General features: G+C 61.5%; 20 protein-coding genes and 3 pseudogenes. 18 read left to right on the top strand and 5 right to left on the bottom strand.

Annotated elements, in window-relative coordinates:
• The first annotated feature begins 4 nt into the window (after positions 1–4).
• The 10 genes and pseudogenes from K9857_RS01405 (at position 5) to tspO (ending at position 8,749) form a co-directional block, all read left to right on the top strand.
• Positions 5–355, top strand: a complete 351-nt coding sequence (locus K9857_RS01405) for a hypothetical protein (protein ID WP_318011739.1) — start codon at positions 5–7, stop codon at positions 353–355.
• Between the two features lie 169 nt (positions 356–524).
• Positions 525–1,736 carry a patatin-like phospholipase family protein gene (locus K9857_RS01400; RefSeq protein ID WP_224533123.1) on the top strand — a complete coding sequence of 404 codons (1,212 nt, stop codon included), beginning with the start codon at positions 525–527 and terminating at the stop codon, positions 1,734–1,736.
• 72 nt (positions 1,737–1,808) lie between these two features.
• Positions 1,809–2,906: an alkene reductase gene (locus tag K9857_RS01395; protein ID WP_224533122.1), complete on the top strand. Its 1,098-nt coding sequence runs from the start codon at positions 1,809–1,811 to the stop codon at positions 2,904–2,906.
• 310 nt (positions 2,907–3,216) lie between these two features.
• Positions 3,217–4,146, top strand: coding sequence for a pca operon transcription factor PcaQ (gene pcaQ, locus K9857_RS01390; protein ID WP_224533121.1), 930 nt, complete (start codon positions 3,217–3,219; stop codon positions 4,144–4,146).
• A 127-nt stretch (positions 4,147–4,273) separates the two neighbouring features.
• Complete coding sequence (pcaH, locus tag K9857_RS01385; RefSeq protein WP_224533120.1) at positions 4,274–4,993, top strand: protocatechuate 3,4-dioxygenase subunit beta; 720 nt, start codon at positions 4,274–4,276, stop codon at positions 4,991–4,993.
• Positions 4,994–5,005: 12 nt separating this feature from the next.
• Positions 5,006–5,608 (top strand): protocatechuate 3,4-dioxygenase subunit alpha, encoded by a 603-nt coding sequence (gene pcaG / locus K9857_RS01380; RefSeq protein WP_224533119.1) that lies wholly within the window; start codon positions 5,006–5,008, stop codon positions 5,606–5,608.
• 360 nt (positions 5,609–5,968) lie between these two features.
• A complete protein-coding gene (locus K9857_RS01375; RefSeq protein ID WP_224533185.1) occupies positions 5,969–6,256 on the top strand; it encodes a hypothetical protein in 288 nt (95 codons plus the stop codon).
• Positions 6,257–6,586: 330 nt separating this feature from the next.
• Positions 6,587–7,201 (top strand): annotated as a pseudogene (locus K9857_RS30450) (MCP four helix bundle domain-containing protein); the annotation flags it as partial.
• A 402-nt stretch (positions 7,202–7,603) separates the two neighbouring features.
• A pseudogene (locus K9857_RS30445) lies at positions 7,604–8,110 on the top strand (methyl-accepting chemotaxis protein); the annotation flags it as partial.
• A 189-nt stretch (positions 8,111–8,299) separates the two neighbouring features.
• The gene (gene tspO, locus K9857_RS01365) at positions 8,300–8,749 is read left to right on the top strand and encodes a tryptophan-rich sensory protein TspO (RefSeq protein WP_224533118.1); all 450 of its coding nucleotides are present in this window, start codon (positions 8,300–8,302) and stop codon (positions 8,747–8,749) included.
• A gap of 104 nt (positions 8,750–8,853) precedes the next feature.
• Here the strand turns inward: tspO and K9857_RS01360 are convergent, their stop codons facing one another.
• Together K9857_RS01360 and K9857_RS01355 are read right to left on the bottom strand one after the other, a co-directional pair.
• On the bottom strand, positions 8,854–9,615 hold the full coding sequence (locus K9857_RS01360) for a metallophosphoesterase (protein WP_224533117.1): 762 nt from the start codon (positions 9,613–9,615) through the stop codon (positions 8,854–8,856).
• Between the two features lie 3 nt (positions 9,616–9,618).
• Positions 9,619–11,139, bottom strand: a complete 1,521-nt coding sequence (locus K9857_RS01355; protein ID WP_224533116.1) for a PLP-dependent aminotransferase family protein — start codon at positions 11,137–11,139, stop codon at positions 9,619–9,621.
• Positions 11,140–11,253: 114 nt separating this feature from the next.
• Between K9857_RS01355 and K9857_RS01350 the strand changes: the two genes are divergently transcribed.
• Complete coding sequence (locus tag K9857_RS01350) at positions 11,254–12,312, top strand: hypothetical protein (RefSeq protein WP_224533115.1); 1,059 nt, start codon at positions 11,254–11,256, stop codon at positions 12,310–12,312.
• Between the two features lie 121 nt (positions 12,313–12,433).
• Here K9857_RS01350 and lldD read toward each other — a convergent pair whose 3' ends face one another.
• Complete coding sequence (gene lldD, locus K9857_RS01345) at positions 12,434–13,576, bottom strand: FMN-dependent L-lactate dehydrogenase LldD (RefSeq protein ID WP_224533114.1); 1,143 nt, start codon at positions 13,574–13,576, stop codon at positions 12,434–12,436.
• A gap of 287 nt (positions 13,577–13,863) precedes the next feature.
• Complete coding sequence (locus K9857_RS01340) at positions 13,864–15,177, bottom strand: L-fuconate dehydratase (RefSeq protein WP_224533113.1); 1,314 nt, start codon at positions 15,175–15,177, stop codon at positions 13,864–13,866.
• 100 nt (positions 15,178–15,277) lie between these two features.
• Between K9857_RS01340 and K9857_RS01335 the strand changes: the two genes are divergently transcribed.
• From K9857_RS01335 to K9857_RS01310, 6 genes are all read left to right on the top strand, one after another.
• Positions 15,278–16,216, top strand: a complete 939-nt coding sequence (locus K9857_RS01335) for a LysR family transcriptional regulator (RefSeq protein WP_224533112.1) — start codon at positions 15,278–15,280, stop codon at positions 16,214–16,216.
• A gap of 144 nt (positions 16,217–16,360) precedes the next feature.
• A complete protein-coding gene (locus K9857_RS01330; protein ID WP_224533111.1) occupies positions 16,361–17,326 on the top strand; it encodes a LysR family transcriptional regulator in 966 nt (321 codons plus the stop codon).
• A gap of 160 nt (positions 17,327–17,486) precedes the next feature.
• Entirely contained in the window at positions 17,487–19,034 is a 1,548-nt protein-coding gene (locus K9857_RS01325) for a UxaA family hydrolase (protein ID WP_224533110.1), read from the top strand.
• A gap of 59 nt (positions 19,035–19,093) precedes the next feature.
• Positions 19,094–20,149, top strand: a complete 1,056-nt coding sequence (locus K9857_RS01320; protein WP_224533109.1) for an Ldh family oxidoreductase — start codon at positions 19,094–19,096, stop codon at positions 20,147–20,149.
• Positions 20,150–20,638: 489 nt separating this feature from the next.
• A complete protein-coding gene (locus tag K9857_RS01315; protein WP_224533108.1) occupies positions 20,639–21,844 on the top strand; it encodes a fumarylacetoacetate hydrolase family protein in 1,206 nt (401 codons plus the stop codon).
• 83 nt (positions 21,845–21,927) lie between these two features.
• Entirely contained in the window at positions 21,928–23,238 is a 1,311-nt protein-coding gene (locus K9857_RS01310; RefSeq protein ID WP_224533107.1) for an MFS transporter, read from the top strand.
• Between the two features lie 134 nt (positions 23,239–23,372).
• On the opposite strand, the pseudogene K9857_RS01305 reads toward K9857_RS01310, so the two are convergent.
• A pseudogene (locus K9857_RS01305) lies at positions 23,373–23,773 on the bottom strand (DUF3010 family protein); the annotation flags it as partial.
• 388 nt (positions 23,774–24,161) lie between these two features.
• Between K9857_RS01305 and K9857_RS01300 the strand changes: the two are divergent.
• A complete protein-coding gene (locus K9857_RS01300) occupies positions 24,162–24,470 on the top strand; it encodes a hypothetical protein (protein WP_224533106.1) in 309 nt (102 codons plus the stop codon).
• Positions 24,471–24,515: the final 45 nt, after the last annotated feature.

Genomic DNA, 24,515 nt, shown 5'->3' with positions numbered 1-24,515 from the left:
ACAGATGAAGACTTCAACGCCAGGATCCGCAGCCAGCGCCGCGAGTGAAATCACGGTCGCCAACGCTGCCGAGAATCCCTGGCCAACCCTGGCAAGCACGGCCGACACACCGCCGGGCCCAATGCTCGCCCGTGAAGACGGCTACTGGCGTGACGGACATTGGCATGACAACCGCCGCGACTGGCGCCGGGACGACTGGCGCAGGGAGCAGTGGCGACGCGACCAGTGGCGACGCGACCAGTGGCGTCGGGAGCAGGCCCGCCGCGAAGACGAACGCCGCCGCTACTGGGATCGCCATAACGACCGGGCCCAGCACCATCGCTACGACGAAGAGCGTCGCTACTACCGTCGCTAGGGCGATGCGCTTGCCGAGTCGCCTGAGTTTTTTTATCCGCTAAACGAGCGCAGAATGGGCAACCTGGCGCTCGAGTGAAATGCCGCCGCCGGCTGGCGCGCAGTCATCCTGAGCCTTTTTCTGGTAGACCGGCGCGCTTGCTGTCGACTGCAGGGGCGGAGGAGGCGTCTTGAAACCATTCCCGCTCAGGCCTGGCGCCTCGACTCTGGACATGTTTCTTCAGGCGTGCCTGCCACGCCGCGACGCTGTTCCGCCGGCCCTGACGGAAAGGGCCATCATCCCGGGCATTCCCAATGCCCGCTTCAGACTGGATCGCGACGTCACACCCTTCATTCAGGACGCGGTTCGGGCCAACAAACGTGAAGCCGACGTACTCGCCGAAGCCGGCATGCCGATCGACGTTCTGCCGCTGGCCAACATGCTGGCCGTTTCGGGCGGCGGCGATGCAGGCGCATTCGCAGCCGGGCTCATCGCCGGGTGGACCACCCACGGCACCCGCCCCATGTTCAAGGTCGTCACTGGTATCAGTGCCGGCGCTCTGGTAGCCCCATTCGCTTTCCTGGGGCCTCAATACGATGGCGTGATTCGCTACGTCACCAACGCCATCGGTCCCAAGGACATCTTCCATTCCAGAAGCCTGCTGACCCGACTTGCCAGCGACGGCATCGCAGACAGTAAACCTCTGTCGCGGCTCATCGCTAAATACGTCACTGAAGAGATTCTGGCGCAGATCGCTGCCGAATACGCCAAGGGCCGAATCCTGCTGATCGGTACCACGGACCTCGATTCCGGTCGACCCGTCACCTGGAACATGGGCGCCATCGCCGAAAGCCAGGCACCGGGCGCGCTGGAGCTGTTTCGCAACATCATGATCGCCTCGATGAGCATCCCCGGCGCCGTCTCACCGGTGATGATCGATGTCGAAGTCGATGGTAAACAGTTTCATGAAATGCACGTGGACGGCGGGGTGATCACCCAGGTTTTTCTCTACCCACCGGGCACCCTGGTGGGGCTGAACGCAGACCCCGGAGCACCAGTGCGACTCGAACGCAATTTCTATGTGATCCGCAACGGCACGCTGGAGCCGCAATGGTCCGGCACCAAACGCCGGACCTTGAGCATCGGCGGTCGCGCCATCAGCGCACTGATCCAGACGCAGGGCATCAGCGACCTGGAGCGAATCTACCGAATGGCGCAGCAGGATGGCGCGGACTTCAACCTGGCGTACATCGGCGCGGATTTCGACGTTACGCACCTGCAGAAATTCGATGGCGAGTACATGAAGCGCCTGTTCGACTACGCCTTTGAGCTCAGTGCGAAGGGCTATCCGTGGCACAAGACGCCGGATTCGGAAAAGGCCAGGCTGCGTGTTACCCGCTGAAAAAGGATGGCTCGCTCGCAAAAGCGGGAGCGCTGTGCAATCTGAAATCCCGACAATCAGGAGGCAGAAATCATGTCTGAAAATCAAAGTTCCGATCTCTTCTCACCGCTCTCGATCGGCGCCATCCAGGTGGCCAACCGGGTCGCCATGGCGCCGCTGACACGCTCCCGGGCGACGATGGACGGCGTGCACACGCCGCTGGCGATTGAGTATTACCGACAGCGGGCGAGTGCCGGTCTGATCATCTCGGAAGCCACCAACATCTCCCGACAGGGCCGTGGTTATGCCTTCACTCCGAGCATCTATACGCCCGAGCATGTGGCGGCCTGGCGGCGCGTCACCGATGCGGTGCATGAGGCGGGTGGCAAGATCGTCTGTCAGCTGTGGCATGTGGGGCGGATGTCCCATGTGAGCCTGCAGGAAAACGGCGCTGCTCCAGTAGCCCCTTCGGCCATTCAGGCGGGGGAAGTGGTGTTTCTCGAATCGCAGACCCTGGACACGCCGTCGATGCCTCGCGCGCTGCGCACCGAGGAGATTCCGCTGATTCTTGAGGATTACAAGAACGCCGCGCGCTGCGCCAAGGATGCCGGATTCGATGGCGTCGAGGTGCATGCGGCCAACTGTTATCTGCTCGAGCAGTTCATTCGCGACAGCACCAATCAGCGCACCGATCAGTACGGCGGCTCGGTGGAAAACCGCATTCGCTTCCCCCTGGAAGTGGTGCAGGCCGTCGCGCAGATCTGGGGCGCGGACCGGGTTGGCGTGAGGCTGTCGCCCATCACCCGTGCGGTCGGCGACACGCCGCTGGACAGCAATCCGCAGACGACCTATGGCTATTTTGTCCAGCAGCTTGGAAAACTGGGGCTGGCTTACCTTCACTGCGTGGAGGGCCAGACCCAGGGCGAAAACGAGGCCAGCGGCTTCGACTTCAAGGCGCTGCATGAAACCTACGGTGGTCGCTACATCGCCAACAACAGCTACGACCGCCAAATGGCCCTGGACGCCGTCGCTTCGGGTCATGCCGACATGGTGGCGTTTGGGCGTCCGTTCATCAGCAATCCGGATCTGGTGGAACGGTTGCGGCGGGATAAACCGCTGGCGGAGCCGGATCGCAATACCTTCTATGGCGGTGGTGCGCAGGGTTACACCGACTACCTGACGTCGTCCTGAAAAGGTCGCGACATGTGGTGATTTTGGTTGGTCGCAAATATTGCGACCAACCAGATAACCTGTGGGAGCGGGCTTGCCCGCGATAGCGGACTGTCAGGCACCATCAATGTTTAATGTGACGGCCTCATCGCGGGCAAGCCCGCTCCCACAGTGATTAGAAGTGGCTGCAAATAATGTGACCAGTCACGAAACCTGCAGGCGTGAATCGCCAGCGAACGGGCATTCGCAGGAATAATCGGTCATGCTTTGTCGACCCCCAACGCTTCTCATCCAATACTCATGGATGTCATCCAAAGGCAGAGCGACCCGATTGAACATCGATACCCGAATCAAATTCCGTCATCTGGTGTGTTTTCTTGAGGTGGCGCGTCAGGGCAGTCTGGCGCGGGCGGCGGACAAGTTGGCGATCAGCCAGCCGGCGCTGTCCAAGACCTTGAAGGAACTGGAGACCCTGCTGGAGGCGACCCTGTTCGAGCGGGGCAAAAAGGGCGCAACGCTGACCGAGGCGGGCGCGGCCTTTCTGGGGTATGCGGGGCCGAGCGTGCAATCGTTGCGCGAAGGGGTGAACAGTTTGCGCTCCGGCCAGCATGAGCCGGTGACCGTCCAGGTCGGCGTGCTGTCCACCGTCGAAAGCCTGCTGGTGCCCGAAGTCGTTCGCCGCCTGCACGAACGCCACCCTTCGTTGGTCGTCAGCATCATGACCGGCCCCAGTGCCTATCTGCTCTCGCAACTGCGAGTCGGCGAGCTGGACCTGGTGGTGGGGCGGATGACCGACAGCCCGTTGATTTCCGGGCTGACGTTCGAACATCTCTACAGCGAATCCATGACCCTGGTGGTGCGCGCGGGACATCCGGCGCTCAGCGATCCACTGGGGCGCAAGAACCTCGAAAAATACCCGCTGATTCTGCCGTCGGCCGGGACCACGATCCGCAAGTTCGCCGACAGCCTGTTCGTGCAGCACGGTATCACGCCGTCGCGGCAACGCCTGGAAACCCTGTCGGTGGCCCTGAGTCGGCGTTACGTGCAATGCAGTCAGGCCATCTGGGTCGCGCCTTATGACGCGGTAAGGCAGGACTTGCGACAGGGTGAGTTGCAGGAACTGGATCTCGGCATGCGTGAGCCGGGCGGGTCGGTGGGGGTGTGCAGCAATCCTGCGTCGCCGGTTTCCGCCGCGGCGCAATGGTGTGTGGAGGCCCTGCGCGAGGTCGGGCGAGAGTACCGCGAAGGGCAGTATCCATAACCATATGGTTATGGATAGGGTCGGTTTTTTCACTTTCGCACGAGGGCGCGCGGGGGGACACTGAGGCCACGAGTCGCTGCCCGTGCAGTGCCTGCCTCCGAACCACCATAAAAACAGGACAATCGACATGTCTGATGCGCCCGACAGCCGCTTCGCCATTCGTGACCGTAATTGGCATCCCAAAGCCCTGACCCCTGACTACAAGACTTCGATCCTGCGTTCCCCGCGCCAGGCGCTGGTGAGCATTCCGCAATCGGTGTCCGAAAGCACCGGCCCGGACTTTTCCCATCTGAAGATGGGCCGTTACGACAACGATCTGCTGTTGAACTTCAACAATGGCGGCCTGCCTGTTGGCGAGCGCATCATCGTTGCCGGTCGCGTCTGCGACCAGTACGGCAAACCGATTCCCCACACCCAGGTGGAAATGTGGCAGGCCAATGCCGGCGGTCGTTATCGCCACAAGAAGGACAGCTACCTGGCGCCGCTGGACCCGAACTTCGGCGGTGTCGGCCGTGCGCTGACCGACCGCGACGGCAACTACAGCTTCCGCACCGTCAAACCCGGTCCGTACCCATGGCGCAACGGCCCGAACGACTGGCGCCCGGCGCATATCCATGTCTCGATCAGTGGCCCGTCCATTGCCACGCGCCTGATTACCCAGCTGTATTTCGAAGGTGATCCGCTCATCCCGATGTGCCCGATCGTCAAATCGATCGCCGATCCGGAAGCGGTGCAGAGCCTGATTGCAAAGCTCGATATGAGCATGGCCAATCCGATGGATTGCCTGGCTTATCGTTTTGACATCGTCCTGCGCGGCCAGCGCAAGACCCACTTCGAAAACTGCTGAGGAGGCCTGCGCATGCCCGTTCAACTTCTGCCTGAAACCCCATCGCAAACCGCCGGCCCCTACGTGCACATCGGCCTGGCGCTGGAAGCCGCCGGCAACCCGCCACGGGAGCAGGAAATCTGGAACGAGATGGCCAAGCCTGGCGCGCCGGGCGAGCACATTCTGTTGCTGGGCCACGTTTACGACGGCAATGGCCATCTGGTCCGTGACGCGTTTCTGGAACTCTGGCAAGCCAACCACGACGGCGTCTACGACACCAATTACGACCTGGACAAACCGTTCAACAGTTTTGGCCGTACCGCCACCACGGACGTTGGTGAGTGGACGATCAACACCATCAAACCCGGCGTCGTGAAAAATGCCGCCGGCGTGCCGATGGCTTCCCACGTCAACGTCGCGCTGTTTGCCCGTGGCATCAACATCCACCTGCACACCCGCCTGTATTTCGATGACGAACCACAGGCCAACGCGGTGGACCCGGTATTGAACCTGATCGAACAACCAGCCCGCCGCGAAACCCTGATTGCCAAGCGCTGCACGGTTGACGGGAAACTGGCGTACCGGTTCGATATTCATATCCAGGGTGAAGCGGAGACGGTGTTCTTCGATTTCTGATCGCCTTCGCGGGCAAGCCTCGCTCCTACGGGTTTTCAGAGCCCGACCCATGACCCTGTGGGAGCGAGCCTGCTCGCGATGGTCGTCAACGATTATGCAGACTGCCTGACACCCCGCGGTGTTCTCACCTCCATCGCGAGCAGGCTCGCTCCCACAAGGTTTATTGCCGAGCCGCCAGACTGTCCCCCTGGTACTTCTCAAGAAAACTCAATTCAGACGGGCACGGCACCGATGCAGTCTGTCGAATGGCCCCCGCAAAGCCCCAGCAATCGATCCGCCTCGTCTACGCTGATTATTGACGTTGTCTCCTTCAGCCATGTGCCAGCGCAACCCGATGCCTGTCGGGTTCGGAGGTCGCAGATGCCGGCAAAACTGGTGGATCACCTTTGGGACAAGATCATCGAGCGTGACGACCTGGCTCGCAGGATATTGCGCGAGAAGATCGCGGCCGTTCATCAACTGGAGGATGTCATTCGTGCTCAGGAGGGCGAGGAAGTGACGCGGGTGGTAATGCGCAATGGCCTGATCGAGCACGCCCTCAAACGCTGCCTGGAAAACCTCGAGGGTTCGCCCACCGTGACCGAGCAGGACTTCTGGGTGTTCTACGATTACGCGACCTACGTGGCCAAGCATGCCGAAAAGCTCTAGGCATTATTCGGTTCGGTTTTAAAGTTTTCTGATCACCTGACGTTACGTTGTTCGAGGCTGTTCCTGCCTGCCTGATCCCCGCTGCAAATCCTTTCCCGTCTCCCGATTTTCGGGATCGCCTGATGTTCCTCCCTGATTCGGCTCACTAGGGTATATGCGCTGGTAACTCCCCGTGGCTTGACCGTCGGCTCCGGAAACCCCCAACCCCCGCATTGAACTGGAACTGAAAAAAATGATGATCAGACGCATTAGGCTAAGCGCACGAGCAACTCTTTGCTTTGGAGTGATCAGCCTGTTGTTGATGTGTATGGCGGGTTGTCCGTCTGGCAAATGTCGAACATCGGCGCTCAGGCCAAACGCCTGGAAGTCGATTGGCTGCCGAGCATCCAGGGCTCCGCCAAGATCAAGTCGAGCGCTTATAACCTTCGTCTTTCGCTGCTGTATTACGTCATGCAAGGGACGACCGGCGGCGCCGAAGCCCGGTCCAAAGTAGTCGATCTGGATAACAAACTCGATGAAGTGGCCCGCAACTATGAGCCCAATGTTTCTTCTGACGGCGAGCGTGTCAAATATGACAAGGTCAGGGAACTGATCAAGGTCTACCACGAAAAAGTCCAGACGTTGCTGTCCGAGGCGGATCAACAAACCCAAGCTCAGTCCTTCGACTATGTGCGTACGGTAACGGCGCCGGCAGCCGATGCATTGATGATCAGCATCGATGAACTGGCCGCGGTCAATACCGTTGGTGCGGCAACGTCGGGCACTCAGGCTCGTGCTGCTTTTGATAGCGGCGTTACCTGGGTGATTGTCATCATTGTCGTGGGCCTGGTGCTCACGGTTTCCATCGCCATTTTCTTCACCCGCAGTATCGTCCTGCCGATGCAGTCCCTGCTGCAGATCAACCAGAAGATCGCAGACGGCGATTTGCGCAGCAGTGTGGAGGTCTCCGGCGCCGACGAGCTAACAGACCTGCAACAGTCCGCTGCGGCAATGCTTAAAAACCTCAAAGGCACCATCAATCACATTTCCGAGTCTTCGGCTTTGCTGGCTTCGGCGGCCGAAGAAATGAGCGCGATCACCGATGAATCGAAATCGGGCATTCAGCGCCAGAACCAGGAAACCGAGCAGGCTGCGACGGCGGTCAACGAGATGACCGTGGCCGTTGAAGATGTCGCCCGTAACGCGGTGTCGGCCTCCAAGTCCACTCAACAGTCCGGCACCGCCGCGCAGACCGGCCTGGATCGCGTCACCCGCACCATTTCTTCGATTGAAAACCTGGCAGGCTCGGTTGGCCAGACCAGCAGCGATCTGGAGCAACTGGCGATGCAGACCCAAGGCATTCGCAAGGTGCTCGACGTGATTCGCGCGATTGCCGAGCAGACCAACCTGCTGGCCTTGAACGCCGCCATCGAAGCGGCCCGCGCGGGCGAGCAGGGCCGTGGTTTTGCCGTGGTGGCCGATGAAGTTCGGGCCCTGGCTCACCGCACCCAGGAGTCGACCCAGGAAATCGAACAGATGATGAGCGGCATCATGTCCGGCTCCGACAAGTCGGTGCAGTCGATGCAGCAAAGCAGCGCAGAAGCCGTTCGAACCCTTGAAATTGCCCGCGAAGCCGGGGAGGCGATTCGCGAAATCTCCAGGGCCGTGGCGGAAATCAACGAACGCAACCTGCTGATCGCCACCGCCTCCGAACAACAGGCCCACGTCGCACGCTCGGTGGATCAGAACCTGATGAGCATCAAGGACCTGTCCATCCAGAGCACCAGCGCCGCTGACCAGACTTCGGTGGCCAGCAATGAGCTGTCGAAGCTGGCGATTGGCTTGAGCAAGGTGGTGTCGCAGTTCACCGTGTAACTGCCCTTGTACCTGAGCGAGCATGCTCGCGATGGTCGTCAACGATAACGCTGGGCACCTGATGTCCCGCGGTGCCCCGGCAACCATCGCGAGCAGGCTCGCTCACACAGAAAATGCAGGGATTTTTTCGCACCACAGGGCCTCTAAGGTTGAGACCGCCAACATGATGGCCTCAGCCAAGGACCGATGATGACCTTTTTCATTTTTCTTCTAGCCTGTGCGGCTGCCGCGAGCAGCGGTTTCTTTTTCAAACCGGGTGAGTGGTACGCATCGCTCAACAAGCCCGGTTTCACACCGCCCAACTGGGTGTTCCCGGTGGCCTGGACGACGCTTTACCTGCTGCTTGCCTGGGCTGGCTATCGCCTGACCCTGATACCGGGCAGTCAGATGGTGCTGGCGTTGTGGGCGGCGCAAATTGCCCTCAATACGCTGTGGACGCCAGTGTTCTTCGGTGCGCGCCAAGTGTTGGCCAGTATGGTGATCCTGGCGTTGTTGTGGCTGGTGGCCGTGGCGATGGTGGTGATGGCGATGCGGCTGGATGTCGTCACCGGGCTGATCCTGTTTCCGTATGTGGTGTGGCTGTCGCTGGCGGCGGCGTTGAATTTCTCGATTTTGCGTAACAACCGCTCAACCCTGTAGGAGCAAGCTTGCTCGCGATGAACGCCAGGACGACGCGGGGCATCAGGTTTCCCGCGTTATCGTTGACGACCATCGCGAGCGTGCTCGCTCCTACAGGGGCGGGGTCAGATTTCGAGGACCAGCGCGCTATTGAATTCGGGGTTTTCGTTCACGCCATTGCGGGCATAGCCCCGTGGATTGCATACCACGCGGGTATCGCCCACCCGGTAATCGAAGCTGCCGTGGGTATGGCCATGCAGCCACAGCACCGGCCGCCATTGCCTGATTTTCTCTTCGAGGTCCGACACGAAACTCGAGTTGATCGGTGACTCGGCGAACATCGGCGCGATGCTCGATCGGGTCGGGGCGAAGTGGGAGATCACCACTGTTGGTGTGGTGCTGTCGCGCCGGAAGCAGTCGTCCAGCCAGGCGGCAGTCTGCAGGTGAATCAACTGGGAAAGGGCCGGTGTGAACAGTTCGGGAAAGTCCGGTGCGATCCTGATATGGCTGAAGTCGCGAATCAGGTCCGTGGCCATGTCGACCCCCAGATCCCGCTGCGGGCCTTCATCGAACAGCCGATAGTCAGACCACAGCGTACAACCGAGAAACCGCACGCCGCCGTGCACATGCTCCGAGCGTTCCAGCACCGTGATCCGCGTGCCCCGGGACAGGTTGCGCAGCTGCTCATAAGTCGACGCCAGATCGCTGCCGTAGAACTCGTGATTGCCCGCCACATACAGGATCGGCAGCGGGCAGGTGCTGGCCCATTCGATGGCCCTGGCCGGCCGTGCGATGTCGCCGGCGAGCACGACGATGTCGGCCTCCACCTCTGGAAAGGGGATCGCGTTGACGGACAGGTGCATGTCGGACAGCAGGGCGATGCGCATGGGTCAATTCCTGTGGGGGGCGGATGAATCAAGCAGGGCTTGTGCGACCAGAATCATCTTCTGCTCTATCTGTGGTTCGGTGTGCGCGGCGAAACCCATCACCAGGCCCGGCGGCATTACGACGCTTTGAGTGTACCGGCTCAGGGGAAAGGCGCCGATACCGCAGTTTTGCAGCAATGCCAATGCGTCGGGCTCCGAAAAGCCCTTCAGCCGTCCCGCCACGTCGAGCCCGGCATGGATGGGCGTGAACTCGATGAAGTCGGCCCATAGCTGCCTGGACAAGCTTTCGAACGCTTTGGCACGGGCGGCATAGAGCTTGCGCATCTTGCGGATGTGACGATCGAAATGGCCCTCGGTCATGAAGTCTGCCAATACCGCCTGGGCCAGGCTGTTGGCATTGCGCGCGGTCAGGGACATCGCTCGAGTGAAGGGTTCGACCAGCTGTGGCGGGAGCGCCAGGTAGGCCAGGCCGATGGCGGGAAACAGCAATTTGCTGAAGGTACCGGCGAGGATTACATGGTGGTCGGCCTGGGGCATGCTCTTGAGCGCGGGGATCGGTTTGGCGATGAACCGGTACTCACTGTCGTAATCGTCCTCGAACACGTAGGCGCCATTGTCCCGTGCCCATTGCAAAAGCGTCAGGCGACGGTCGGGGGACAGGGCCACCCCCATGGGCGCCTGTCGACAGGGCGTCACGTAGGCAAGGCGCGCGTGCGGCGCTTTCCTGATGCCTTCGTCGACGACAATCCCCAACTCGTCTACAGGTACGTCAACGACGTTCGCACGGGCGCCGAGCAGGATCTGCCTGGCACCGGTGTAACCCGGATCTTCCATCCACACCGCATCACCGGGCTCGATGATCAGGCGCAGGCAAATATCCAGGGCCTGCTGCACGCTGCTGACCAGCACGATGTTTTCCGCGCTCACCGCCACGCCCCTGGCGATTGCCAGGTGATCCGCGATGGCCTGACGCAATGCCGGTGAACCCTGCGCGGTGCGCCTGGACAGAATCGTCGGCTGGACGGCGGCCAGGTGCCTGGCGTGCAGTCGGCGCCAGATATCGATCGGGAAGCTGGCGACATCGCAGCAGTGCGGAACGAAGGGTTTCGACTGGGATTGTGAATCCAGTAGAAAAGCGGGGGACTGTTCGACCAGCTCACGGGCCCAGCGGGAAGTGGGCAGAAGGGGCGCTGCATCGGTTGACTCGGTGGACTCTGGCGCTCGGCGAGCCTGGGCACGGTGATCGTGGGGAAGGGTGAGGCTGACCCGTGTCCCGCTGCCCTTTGCGGTTTCCAGATAACCCTCGGACAGCAGTTGGTTGTACGCCGCCTGAACCGTTCCTCTGGCCAATCCGTATTGCGCGGCCAGATGGCGTGTGCCGGGCAGCAAATGATTGCGCGGCAGGCGCCCGCCCAGGATGTCCTGGCGGAGCGCTCGGTAGAGCCAGTTCTGCAGGGTTTCACCCTCCTGGCGAGCATCGAGGGCGAGGGACCAGGTGACCTGGCTGGAAACGTTGTCGTTCATGTATAGCGCCTGAAGTGGCTCAATCAGATTGTCGGAAACTGGATCAATACTTTAGTCCAGTCCCGGACAAAGATGATCACCTCCTTATGGTTTTCACGCTACTGGGTACTTTCTATGCGCACATATCAGATGCAATCGGTTTCGGAGGCTTCGGCAGTCAAGCCGCAGATGCAATGGTTCCTCGGGCCGATCATTGCGTTGATCTATCCCTTTCTGCTGATTTGCTTCAACACCTACAGCGTCAAGATCACCCAGGGTGCGGGTGTTGCCGCATGGCTGATGGCGGGGCTTGTGCTGATGCTCGCCATTTTCATGCCGCTGATCGGGCTGTCTTGCGCGATCTTCCTGGGGCGCAACCCGATGCCTAGCGCAGCCGAGGTGCTGGCGCGTCGAGTGGCGTTGGTGTCGGGCGCGGTGGCGCCGATCTTTGTGTTTACCGGCGTGATCTTCCTGCTGCTGGGCAAGCCGACCTGGGACATCGGTTTCCTGACAGTGGTCTGGACTTCCCTCATCGGCCTGATCGCCATCACGGACAAAACACCGCGGCAACCCAAACCTTTGGTGCAGGGCAAGAACAGAGTCAGGTTCTGGCACGGTGTCGCCGCAGCAGCGGTGGTGGTTTACCTGGGCTTCCATTTCAGCAATCACTTCTTCGGCCTGATCGGCCCAGAGGCTCACACCGCAGTGATGAAGGTGTTCCGGGTGGTTTATCGCTCCGCGGTCATCGAGCCGCTGCTCACCCTGACATTCGTGTTCCTGATCGGCAGCGGCGCCTTCATGGCCTGGCGCCTGACTGATCGGCAGGCCGATGCCATTCGCACGTTCCAGATCGCCGGCGGTGTGTTCCTCGTTTTCGCGATCACCAGCCACATCAATGCCGTGCTCTACCTGGCCCGTGTGCACTTTCAGATCGACACGGATTGGGGATTCGCCGTCGGCGCGCCCACCGGCATGTTGAAAGACCCGTGGAGTATCCGTCTTCTGCCGTATTACTTCCTGGCGGTGTTCTACGTGATCTCCCACGCGTTCTGCGGACTGCGCGGCGTGATGCTGGCGCACAACGCCAGCGAGCGCACGGCGGGTCGGGTGTTGGCGGCGGGGATGGTGATGGCGGCGCTGGTGGCGATCATCATTATTCTGGCGATGTCGGGGATGCGGGTGCATTTCGACTAAGACCGCCAACTCTGCAGGAGCGAGCTTGCTCGCGATGGTCGTCAACGATGACGCGGGGGATCAGGTGCCCAGCGTTGTCTCGACCTCCATCGCGAGCAAGCTCGTTCCTACGGGGGAGGGGTCAGCCGATGGAGCGTACGAGGATGGATTCGTCGATCTGATCAATCGAGGTCACCCCGGTCAACGTCATGGCCACGCGCATTTCCTTGGCGAAGATATCCAGCATGTTCTCCACTCCGCGTTGCCCATCGGCGGCCAAGGCGTAGGCCATGGAGCGGCCGAGCAGGACGCCTTTGGCGCCCATCGCCAGCATGCGCACCACGTCCAGACCGGAGCGGATGCCCGAGTCCACCAGTACGCTCAAATCGTTGCCGATCGCCTGCATGATCGGCGGCAGGGCGTGGGCGGTGGAGAGGACGCCGTCGAGCTGGCGGCCGCCGTGGTTGGAGACGACGATGCCATCGGCGCCGAAGCTGACGGCGTCGCGGGCGTCCTGGGGGTCGAGGATGCCTTTGATGATCATCGGGCCTTGCCAGAAATCACGAATCCATTCCAGGTCGCTCCAGCTGATCGACGGGTCGAAGTTGTTCGCCAGCCAGCCCATGTAGTCCTCCAGCGTCACGGCCTTGCCCAGGTAGCGGGATATGTTGCCCAGGTCGTGGGGACGGCCCAACAGGCCGACGTTGTAGGACCAGTCGGGGCGGGTCATGGCCTGGAGGATTCGGCGCGTCGAAGCGAACGGGCCGGACATGCCGGAGTGGGCATCGCGGTAGCGGGCGCCGGGGGTGGGCATGTCGACGGTGAATACGAGGTTCCGCACCCCGGCGGCCTTGGCGCGTTCCAGGGCGTTGCGCATGAAGCCGCGGTCTTTCAATACGTAGAGTTGAAACCAGATCGGCTGTTGGGTGCTGGCCACCACTTCCTCGATCGAACACACCGAGACGGTCGAAAGGCACAGCGGGATGCCCTTGTTCTGCGCCGCCTTGACCGCCTGCACCTCACCCCGGCGAGCGAACATGCCGGTCAGGCCGACCGGCGCCAGGGTAATGGGCATCGCCTGGCGCTGGCCGAAGAGGGTGGTTTCCAGGCTCAGGCTTTCGACGTTCTTGAGGATCCGCTGGCGCAGGCTGACGCTGCTGAGGTCGGAGCTGTTGGCTCTCAGGGTGTGTTCTGCATAAGCGCCGCCGTCGATGTAGTCGAACAGAAACCTTGGAAGTTTGCGACGCGCCGCTTCGCGGTAATCCGATGCAGAAGAGATGATCATGGATGGGTAGGCCTTGGTCTTGGGAATGGCGAGATTTGAGGAGGGTAGCGTATGTGTGGGGTGTTGCGGGTACATTCGATGATGATGTTGACTCGGCTGCCGTCTTCGCGGGCAAGCCACGCTCCCACAAGGGACAGGGCTACCCCAGGGTTTTGTGTTCGCCGAAAATCCTGTGGGAGCGGGCTTGCTCGCGAAAGCGGTGTGTCAGCCACGAATCTGTCGACTGACACGCCCCCTTCGCGAGCAAGCCCGCTCCCACAGGTTGAGATGCTGTGCAGGTGTATGGATCAGCCGCGGGCGATGTCTAGCCAGACGGGGCCATTGGGGTACTGGTAGCGTTCCAGGGTTTCGGCAGTCATTTCGATGCTGTAGCCCGGGCGCTGTGGGGGCATGTAGCGGCCGCGGCGGATGACGACGGGGTCGAGGAAGTGTTCGTGCAGGTGGTCGACGTATTCCAGGACGCGGTTGTGCAGCGAGGCGGAGACGGCGATGTAGTCGAACAGGGCGATGTTCTGCACGTATTCGCAGAGCCCGACACCGCCGCCATGGGGGCAGACCGGCACGTCGAATTTGGCCGCCATCAGCAGCACGATCAACACCTCGTTCAGGCCGCCCAGACGCGCCGCATCCAGCTGGCAGAAGTCCAGCGCGCCGGCCTGGAACATCTGCTTGAACATCACACGGTTGTGGCAATGCTCGCCGGTGGCGACGCCGATCGGTGCGATGCGCTGGCGGATGCTGGCGTGGCCGAGGATGTCGTCGGGGCTGGTCGGTTCTTCGATCCACAGTGGTTCGAACGCGGCCAGGCGGCGCATGTTGGCGACTGATTCATCGACGCCCCAGACCTGGTTGGCGTCCATCATCAGGCTGCGTTCCCAGCCAATTTCTTCCCGCAAAATAGTTGCGCGGCGAATGTCTTCTTCCAGGTCCGCGCCGATTTTCTGCTTGATGTGGGTCCAGCCATCCGCCACCGCTTCGCGGGCCAGCTTTCGCATTTTCTCTTCGCTGTAGCCCAGCCATCCCGGCGCGGTGGTGTAGCCGGGATAACCTTCCTCCAGCATCTGCCCCTCGCGCCGTGCCTTGCCCGGTGCCTGGCGACGCAGCAGGGCGATGGCTTCTTCGGGGGTGAGCACATCGGTGACGTAGCTGAAGTCCAGGCAGCGCACCAACTGTTCGGGCGTCATGTCCGCCAGCAGCTTCCACACCGGCTTGCCTTCGTGCTTCGCCCACAGGTCCCACACGGCGTTGACGATGGCCGCGGTGGCAAGGTGGATCACGCCTTTTTCCGGGCCCAGCCAGCGCAGTTGGCTGTCGCCCACGGTGATCTTGTGCCAGAAGGCGCCCATGTCGGCGACGATCTCCTCCAGGGTCAGGCCTACGACCATCGGCGCCAGGGACTGGATGGCCGCCACGCAGATCTCGTTGCCACGGCCGATGGTGAAGGTCAGGCCGTGGCCTTCGAGAGCGGGGGCGTCGGTGTGCAGCACGACATAGGAGGCGGAATAGTCCGGCGCGCTGTTCATCGCATCGGAGCCGTCCAGCGACAGCGAAGTGGGGAAGCGAATGTCGCGAACGCTCAGGTGGGTGATTCGAATACTCATGGCGGGCTCTTGTTCTTGTTGATCGATTGAGCTCCGACTGTAGGTTCCCGAGTGATATGTGCATAATCGCGATTCTTTAAGCAGTGATACCGGATTCGATATGTCTCCCGATCCAGAACTTGCCTCGCGCACGCCCGGCGCCCTGAAGATCTCCAGTCGACAGATCACCTTGCTCAATGCTTTGGGCGAGTACGGCAACCTGCGCCGGGCTGCCGCCGCGATGCACACCACGCAACCTGCCGCCAGTCTGCTGCTGCAGCAACTGGAAGAACGTCTGGGCGTGCGCCTGTTCGAGCGCCTGCCCCGGGGCATGCAGCCGACGCTGTATGGCGAGGTGATGATTCGCTATGCCCAGGGCGCGCTGCATGAGTTCGAGCACGCCCAGGCGCAAATCGCCGAACTGGCGCGTGGGGCCACGGGGCTGGTGCGGGTCGGCAGTGTGATGGGGCCGGTGCCGCGGCTGCTGACCAAGGCGGTGTTGGCTTACAAGCGCGATCACCCCAAGGTGCGGATTTCCATTGAGGTCGGAACCAGCGATACCTTGCTGCCAGCCTTGCTGCGAGGCGATTTCGATGTGGTGCTGGGACGCCTGCCGGACCAGAGCGACAGCCATGACCTGGACATCGAACTATTCGACAACGGCGAGCAGATGCGCGTGATTGCCCGGGCCGGCCATCCGTTGGCCGCGAGTTCGTCATTGCAGTTGGCGGATCTGGTCAGCTCGACCTGGATCCTCCATCCCATCGGCAGCCCCATGCGCCGCCGGGTGGAAAGTGCCCTGCAGGCCGGCGGAATGGTGCAGTCGCTGGACGTCGTCGAAACCGCTTCGATCCTGGCGACCACGGCGATGCTCGAGGCGTCGGACATGATCGCCGTGGTGCCCAATGACGTGGCCGAGCATTATGCGCACTACGGGATGGTCGCTATCCTGCCGGTGGAATTGCCGATCTCCATGGTCAACATCGGTTTGCTGACCTTGCGTTCCCGGCCAAGATCCGTGGCGCTGGACACGCTGTTGCAGTATTTGCGCGAACAATGACCGACCTCTGTAGGAGCGAGCTTGCTCGCGATGGAAGACGGAACACCGCAGGGTGTCAGGATGCCCGCGTTATCGATGACGTCCATCGCGAGCAAGCTCGCTCCTACAGGGGGTTGCGTATCACCTTTCAAGAGGTTTGACCCGATGCCATCGGACATCACCCATTCCAGCTTTTGCAACTGGGTGCGTTTCAAGCACCTGGTGCTGATCGACACCCTGGCGCGCACGCGCAACATGCACGCCACCGCGGCGCATATGAACCTCAGCCAGCCAGCGTTGAGCAAGATGTTGCGCGATCTGGAAGAGCAGTTCGGCTTTGCCCTGTTCCAGCGTCTGCCGCGCAGCATGCCGCCGACGGAGCTGGGCGAGCATGTGGTGAAGTACGCCCAGGCCGCGCTGGCCGACTCGCACACCTTCGTCGATCAGGTGAACCGCCTGCGCAAGGGCGGCCACGGTTTTCTCAAGGTCGGCGGGATCTTCGCCGCGACCTCGGTGGTGCTGCCCCAGGCCATCGCGGCGATCAAGGCGCGCAGCCCGTTGCTGTCGATCGAAGTGATGGAGCAGTCCAGCGACAAGCTGCTGGAGTTGCTCGAGCAGAACAAACTCGACCTGATCATCGGCCGCTTCACCGAGGAGCGCTACAGCCAGGTCTTCGATTTCCAGCCCCTGGAGCCCGAGCCGTTCAGCCTTGTGGTCAACAGTCGGCACCCACTCAACGGAGAGGACTGTACGCCGCTCGATGCGCTGGGGCAGTGGCCGTGGGTGCTGTACCCGGTGGGGACGCCGATCCGCAATCGCACGGAAGCGGCATTCCGCGCCGCCGGCATTGCCTCGCCGGCGGACAGCGTCGATACCACCTCGATGCAGATGTTCCTGCAACTGCTGCAGTCGGGCCCGATGATTGCCTTGTTGCCCCGGTCTATGGTCGCGGCGCAACTGGCCAGCGGTCAGTTGAAGGAACTACAGAGCCCGCTGCACCTGGCGCCGCTGGAATACGGCGTCATCACCCGCAAGGAAGACCCCCCGACCGGATCGGCCCGGGAGTTCGTCGAAATCCTGCTCGATTCCGCCCGCCAACGGCGCGAAGAGGATCCGCAAACGATCGGATAACACCTCGCAATATGTCGATTTGATAACTCTTGGTTATCGTTCGATCGGATCATCTCATTGGGAATGTCGGTTCCGGCTCCTTACAGTTATCGCAGATTCGCCCGACACCGAACGGGCGGCGCCATAACAAGAAAGCGGCGGTACTGCCCTGAGAGGTCCCATGCAACTGATTGCCAAAACCCGGACCGGCGACGCCGCCGTGATCCGCCTCAACCCCCAGGACAACGTACTGATTGCACGCCAGGCCCTGCCTGAAGGCCTTAGCCTCGAGGCCGAGGCGATCACCGTGCGCCAGCCGATTCCCTCCGGTCACAAGGTCGCGACCCAGCGCGTGGAGCAGGGCCAGCCGCTGCGCCGTTATGGGCAAATCATCGGTTTCGCCTCGCAGTCCATCGAGGCCGGCGACCATGTGCATGTGCACAACGTGGAGATGGGCGACTTTGCCCGGGACTACGCGTTCGGCGTCGATGTTCATGAGTCGCCTGCAACCGATGCCGTGTTCCAGGGCATCGTGCGCGCCGATGGCCGCGTCGCCACCCGCAATTACGTCGGCATCCTGACCTCGGTGAATTGCTCGGCCACCGTGGCCCGGGCCGTGGCCGATCATTTTCGTCGTGACATTCACCCGCAAGCGCTGGCCGATTACCCGAACATCGATGGCGTGGTGGCCCTGACCCACGGCGCCGGTTGTGCCGTCGACCCCAGCGGCGAAGCCCTGGGCCTGCTGCGCCGCACCCTGGCCGGCTACGCCGCGCACCCCAATTTCGCCGCCGTGCTGATCATCGGCCTGGGCTGCGAAACCAACCAGATCGAGAGCTTGATGGAAAGCCAGGGCATGCAGCCCGGCGACCAGTTGCGCGCCTTCACCATCCAGGGCCTGGGCGGCACCTCGAAAACCATCGCCAGCGGCATCGAACAGGTCAAGGCCTTGCTGCCCAAGGCTAACCAAGTACGGCGCGAGCCAGTCAGCGCCCGGCATCTGGTGGTCGGCCTGCAATGCGGCGGCTCGGATGGCTATTCGGGAATCACTGCCAACCCGGCATTGGGCAACGCCGTCGATCGCCTGGTGGCGGCGGGCGGCACCGCGATCCTCTCCGAGACCCCGGAAATCTACGGCGCCGAGCACCTGCTGACGCGCCGCGCAGTGAGCCGCGAAGTGGGAGAAAAACTCATCGCTCGCATTCACTGGTGGGAAGACTACTGCCGACGCATGAACGCCGAACTGAACAACAACCCCTCGGCCGGCAACAAGGCCGGTGGCCTGACCACCATCCTCGAGAAATCCCTGGGCGCCGTGGCCAAGGCCGGCTCCAGCAACCTGGTGGATGTGTACGAATACGCGCAAGCGGTTCAGGCCAAGGGCCTGGTGTTCATGGACACCCCGGGCTACGACCCGGTCTCGGCCACAGGCCAGGTGGCCGGTGGCGCCAACCTGATCGCCTTCACCACCGGTCGCGGCTCGGCCTACGGCTGCGCGCCGGCTCCGTCGATCAAGCTGGCGACCAACAACCGGGTGTTCGAACACCAGGAAGAAGACATGGACGTGAACTGCGGCGGCATCGCCGACGGTTCCACCAGCATCGAGGAGCGCGGCGCGTACATCTTCGAACAGATGCTGCGCATCGCGTCGGGCGAGCGGAGCAAGAGCGAGCAGCACGGTTACGGGCAGAACGAGTTCGTGCCCTGGCAGATCGGTGCCGTCACCTGAGTGAATCTTCCACTCGCAAAACACACGCTGAATCCAGAATTGATAACGGAGTCACAAGCATGACCCAAGCCAATCGCTACGACGTACAGACGCTGACAGCGTTCGTCGAGCAACTGTTCGAAAAAAGTGGAGCCGATGCCGAGGTGGCCCGGGTGGTGACCCGCGTGCTGCTCGAAGGCGAGCTGCTGGGCCATCGCACCCACGGTTTGAATCTGGTCAGCCGCTACATCGGCGGCATGCAGAGCGGGCAGGTGAAGGCTCGCGCGCAATTGCTCGAACAGGTCTCGGACAGCGGCATTTCGAGCCTGTTCGACGGTCACTATGTGCTCGGGCCGTACTGTGTCAGCCGGGCCCTGGACAGCGCGGCGAAAGGCGCGAGCGAGCAGGGCATCGGCATCGCCGTGGTCCGTCGCGCCTCGCACATCGGCTGCCTGGCGGCGTACCTCAAGCCGTTCACCGATCGTGGCCTGGTGGCGATGGTGTATTCCTCCGATCCGTCGGTAGGCATCGTCAGCGCCCACGGCGGGATCGACCCGATCTATACGCCCAACCCGATTGCTGCCGGCATCCCCACCCAGGGCGAGCCGATTCTGCTGGACGTGAGCATGTCCACCGTGACCCTGGCCATGGTCGGTCAGTGCCGTGACGCGGGTACCGCGTTGCCGCATCCGGTGGTGATGAGCAACGAAGGGCGGGTGAGCAACGACCCGAACGATTTCTTCAGCACGCCGTCGGGCAGCATCCTGCCTTTGGGCGGCGAGGCCTTCGGGCACAAGGGATTTGCCCTGGCGATTCTGGTGGAGGCGCTGACCTCGGGACTGGCCGGGCACGGGCGCAAGGACGGCCCGGATCAGTGGGGCGCTTCGGCCACGGCGGTGGTGATCGACCCGCGATTCTTCGGCGGGCTTGAGGCCTTCACCGACGAGAGTTCGTTCCTCAGCAAACTGATCCTGGCCAGCCGCCCGATCGACCCGCAACGCCCTGTGCGCCTGCCGAGTCAGGCTGGTCTGAAACTGCGCGCGCAAGCTCTGGAAGAAGGTCTGAGCCTGGCGCCGAAGCTGCGCGAAGACCTCAACCAGACTGCCCGCCAACTGCAACTGCCCGAACTGCCCTGAACCCGATCCCTGTAGGAGCGAGCACGCTCGCGATGGTGGATCGCACACCGGGGGGTGTCAGGCTGCCAGCGTCATCGTTGGCGACCATCGCGAGTGAACTCGCTCCTACAGGTCATGAGAAACATCTGTAGGAGCGAGCTTGCTCGCGATGGTGGATCGGACACCGCGGGGTGTCAGGCTGCCAGCGTCATCGTTGGCGACCATCGCGAGTGAACTCGCTCCTACAGGTCATGAGAAACATCTGTAGGAGCGAGCACGCTCGCGATGGTGGATCGGACACCGCGGGGTGTCAGGCTGCCAGCGTTATCGTTGGCGAACATCGCGAGTGAACTCGCTCCTACAGGTCATGCGAAACATCTGTAGGAGCGAGCACGCTCGCGATGGTGGATCGGACGCCGCGGGGTGTCAGGCTGCCAGCGTTATCGTTGGCGACCATCGCGAGTGAACTCGCTCCTACAGGTCATGCGAACAGACAATAAGAGAGGCCACATGACTAACCGATCACCTTTGCCCCAAAGCAACGACCTCGCCGTTTTCCACACCGGCACCTGGGTCGGCCGTGTATGGCTTCCCGACCAGGGCCCGGCCGTGGTGCTGGTCAAGGCTGGCGCCGTGCACGACATCAGCGCCCATGTGGCCACCGTTTCGGCGCTGCTCGAAGTGACGGACCCGGTGGCCTATCTGCGCTCGCTGCCCCTGGCCGACGCCTTGATCGAATTGCCCCAGCTGCTGGAAAACAGTGACCCGAACCGGCGCGATGACCGCCTGCCGTGGCTGCTCGCACCCATCGACCTGCAGGCGGTCAAGGCCGCTGGCGTGACCTTCGCCACCAGCCTGCTGGAGCGTGTGGTGGAAGAGCAGGCCAAGGGCGACCCGGCCAAGGCCGACGCGATTCGCGACACCCTGGCCAGCCGCATCGGTGCCGACCTGTCGCGGATCGTCCCGGGTTCGGCCCAGGCCGAAGCCCTGCGCAAAGTGCTGGTGGAGCAGGGCCTGTGGTCGCAGTATCTGGAAGTGGGCATCGGCCCGGACGCCGAAATCTTCACCAAGGCCCAGCCGCTGTCGGCGGTCGGTCACGGCGCGGACATCGGCATTCATCCCAAATCGAGCTGGAACAACCCGGAACCTGAAGTGGTGCTGGCGGTGTCGAGCAACGGCACGGTCCACGGCGCGATGCTCGGCAATGACGTCAACCTGCGCGACTTCGAAGGGCGCAGCGCCTTGCTGCTGTCCAAGGCCAAGGACAACAACGCCTCGACGTCCGTGGGACCTTTTATGCGCCTGTTCGACGAGACCTTCAGCCTGGACGACGTGCGCAATGCCCAGGTAGATCTGCGCGTCGAAGGCCAGGACGGTTTCGTGTTGCAAGGCCGCAGTTCCATGTCGCAGATCAGCCGCGATCCGCTGGATCTGGTCCAGCAGACGCTCAATGAAAACCATCAATATCCCGACGGCCTGGTGCTGTTTCTCGGTACTCTGTTCGCCCCCAAGCAGGACCGCGATCAGCCGGGCAGCGGCTTCACCCACAAGCCGGGCGATCTGGTCACCATCAGCAATGCGCAACTGGGCGCCCTGTGCAATCGCGTGACCACCAGCGATCAGGCACCGCAGTGGGCATTCGGTTTGCGCTCGCTGATCGACAGCCTGGGACGGCGTGGTTTGCTGGATGCGGCGGTGACGGCGCGCCAGCCATGAGGAAGATGCGGCAGCAGGGATGAATGAGACGCCGGCTGAGCGCCGGCAGAATCCACGTCAATAAAAATAATAAAGGCCATCAGATGAAACCACTGAAGAAGTACCAGAGCATCACCGTCGTGTTCCTGCTGTTGATCGGCATCGTCAACTACCTCGACCGTAGCGCGCTGTCGATCGCCAACACTTCGATCCAGAAAGACATGATGATCAGCCCCTCGCAGATGGGCATCCTGCTGTCGGCGTTCTCCATCGCCTATGCCTTTGCGCAGTTGCCTATGGGCCTGATCATCGACCGTCTGGGCAGCAAGATCGCCCTGGGCGCCTCGCTGCTGGCCTGGTCGGTCGCCCAGTTGGCATTCGGCATGGTCAACAGCTTCGCCGGCTTCATGGGCCTGCGGGTGATGCTGGGGATTGGCGAGGCACCGATGTTTCCCTCGGCGGCCAAGGCCCTGTCGGAATGGTTCGATGCCAACGAGCGCGGCACTCCTACCGGCATCGTCTGGTCCTCGACCTGCCTGGGCCCATGCCTGGCCCCACCGTTGCTGACCCTGTTCATGGTCAACTTCGGCTGGCGCGGGATGTTCATCATCACCGGCTTGATCGGGATCGTTCTTGCGGTGTGCTGGCTGACCTTCTACAAAAGCAAGGCGCAGTACCTGGCGGAGCTGGCGGCCGAAGGCAAGCCGCTGCCGAACGAGCGTAAGGCGCAAGTGGCCCAGCCCGATGCCCCGAAAGTCTCCTACTTCGCCGGCTGGCTCGACCTGTTCAAGCATCGCAGCACCTGGGGTGCGGTCCTGGGCTTCATGGGCGTGATCTACATGCTCTGGCTGCACCTGACCTGGCTGCCGGGCTACTTCGAACGCGAACACGGCATGAACCTGTACAAGACCGCATGGCTGGTGTCGCTGGCCTATGGTTTCGGCGCGGTCGGCACCATCGTCGCCGGGCGTTTCTGCGACATGCTGGTACGCCGCGGCATGGGCATCCTGGCCAGCCGTAAGTTCGGCGTGATCACGGGCCTGGTGCTGGCGGCACTGTTCACGCTGCCGCTGTCGTTCGTCACCGGGCTGACCGGCTGCATCATCCTGCTGTGCCTGGCGCTGTTCAGCATCAACATGGCCAGTGCCACCGCCTGGATGATCGTCAACACCATCGTCGACAGCCGACGCGTGGCCTCGTTCGGCTCGATCCAGAACTTCGGCGGCTACATCGCCGGCTCCGTCGCCCCGATCGTCACCGGTTTCAGCATCGAGTATTCGGGATCGTTCAACACCGCGTTCATGATCAGCGCGGTGGTGGCCCTGTGCTCGGCCCTGGCGTACTTCCTGCTGCTGAACGCACCGGTGACTGAAGCCCAGGCTGCGCCGGAGAATGTGGTAGGCGTCACCGAATAAAACACCAACCCTGTGTAGGAGCGAACTTGCTCGCGATGGAGGCCAACGATAACGCGGGGTGTTTGGTTTCCCGCGTCATCGTTGTCGACAAACGCGAGCATGCCCGTACACAGTTGACACCGGCGTGTCACTAGCTTTTTCACCAGGGCCGAACAAGCGGCTTTTTTAGCCTCATGCTGATATTTGTTCAGCGTCTCCGGCTCCTCAAACTGGTGATTCTCGACCTGCGCATTAATGGTCTGCGGAGACAGCAGCGTCAATTCGCAATTCTCCAGCAACTGGCAAAACACCTTCGATATTTACCGCGGTCGGCTCAGCGGCAAATCCACCCTTCTCGCTGCGCTTCTTGATCGCGATCCGATCTATCGAGTTCTTTCGAAAAAAGGGACGCAACCTGAGCGGCGAACACCTTGACGTTGGCGTCCAGGGTAATTTTCTTGATGGCGAGTGCAACATGATTCAATGCCTGACCGTCGACGGCGGCCACGGAGATGATTGCTTCGCTGCCCTCGATTTTTATGCCGCAGGTTTTCATTTCGATCCTTTTCGCAGCCTAAAGCTCGAGTTGATTAGCGGTAGTACCTAACACCGCGGCAATTTGCTGCGAGTGTCCTTCCTATGCTTTGAGAGGGCTTTTGCTGGGAAAATGTTGACTGAGAGACGTCCATCCGTTTGGCAAATTCATTCTGTGTAACGTTCAAATGCTTATGCCATGGAGCGCTGTCCGAGGGGCGATCAACGGACTATGAAAGCTTGATTGAAAATGTCTTGCACCTTATCAAGTAGAAATTTCTGTAGGATTTTTAGTATCCATCACTGGGAAGTTTCCTTTTTCACTCCTGTGACCGTGAGATCGGTAGTGCAAATTATTTAGTTTGTGCCGCATCATTCATGGACATATTTCACAGATATGGAGTCTGGAAATGAATGCTTCCCTAACCTTTTGTACGCGAATGAAGCCTCCGCTGATTTTCAACTCAGCCAAAAAATATTACGTTTGCCCGCAACAATTAGAAGGGCCGAATACAGGTGTCTTGAGGATTATTGAGCAACAACGGACCTACGCCAACGTTCCGCCCGATGCGATCTGCCGAGTGGCAATCGCGGTCAGTACGCCTCGTAATGGCACGAGAATTCAATGTGAAACTGCACCGTGGGAGTTTACTTGGAATAACGGCCGACAATCACGAGAGGCGCAGAGAATTATGCCGTTCTCAAATGATCTCCACTGATCATGAGTGCGTGACAAGTAGTGCTCGCAATGCTAGCTATCTAAT

This window comes from Pseudomonas sp. REP124 (assembly GCF_020164475.1).
GTDB lineage: Bacteria > Pseudomonadota > Gammaproteobacteria > Pseudomonadales > Pseudomonadaceae > Aquipseudomonas.
The sequence above is the reverse complement of the archived record's forward strand: the minus strand, read 5'-3'. Positions and strand labels throughout refer to the sequence as shown.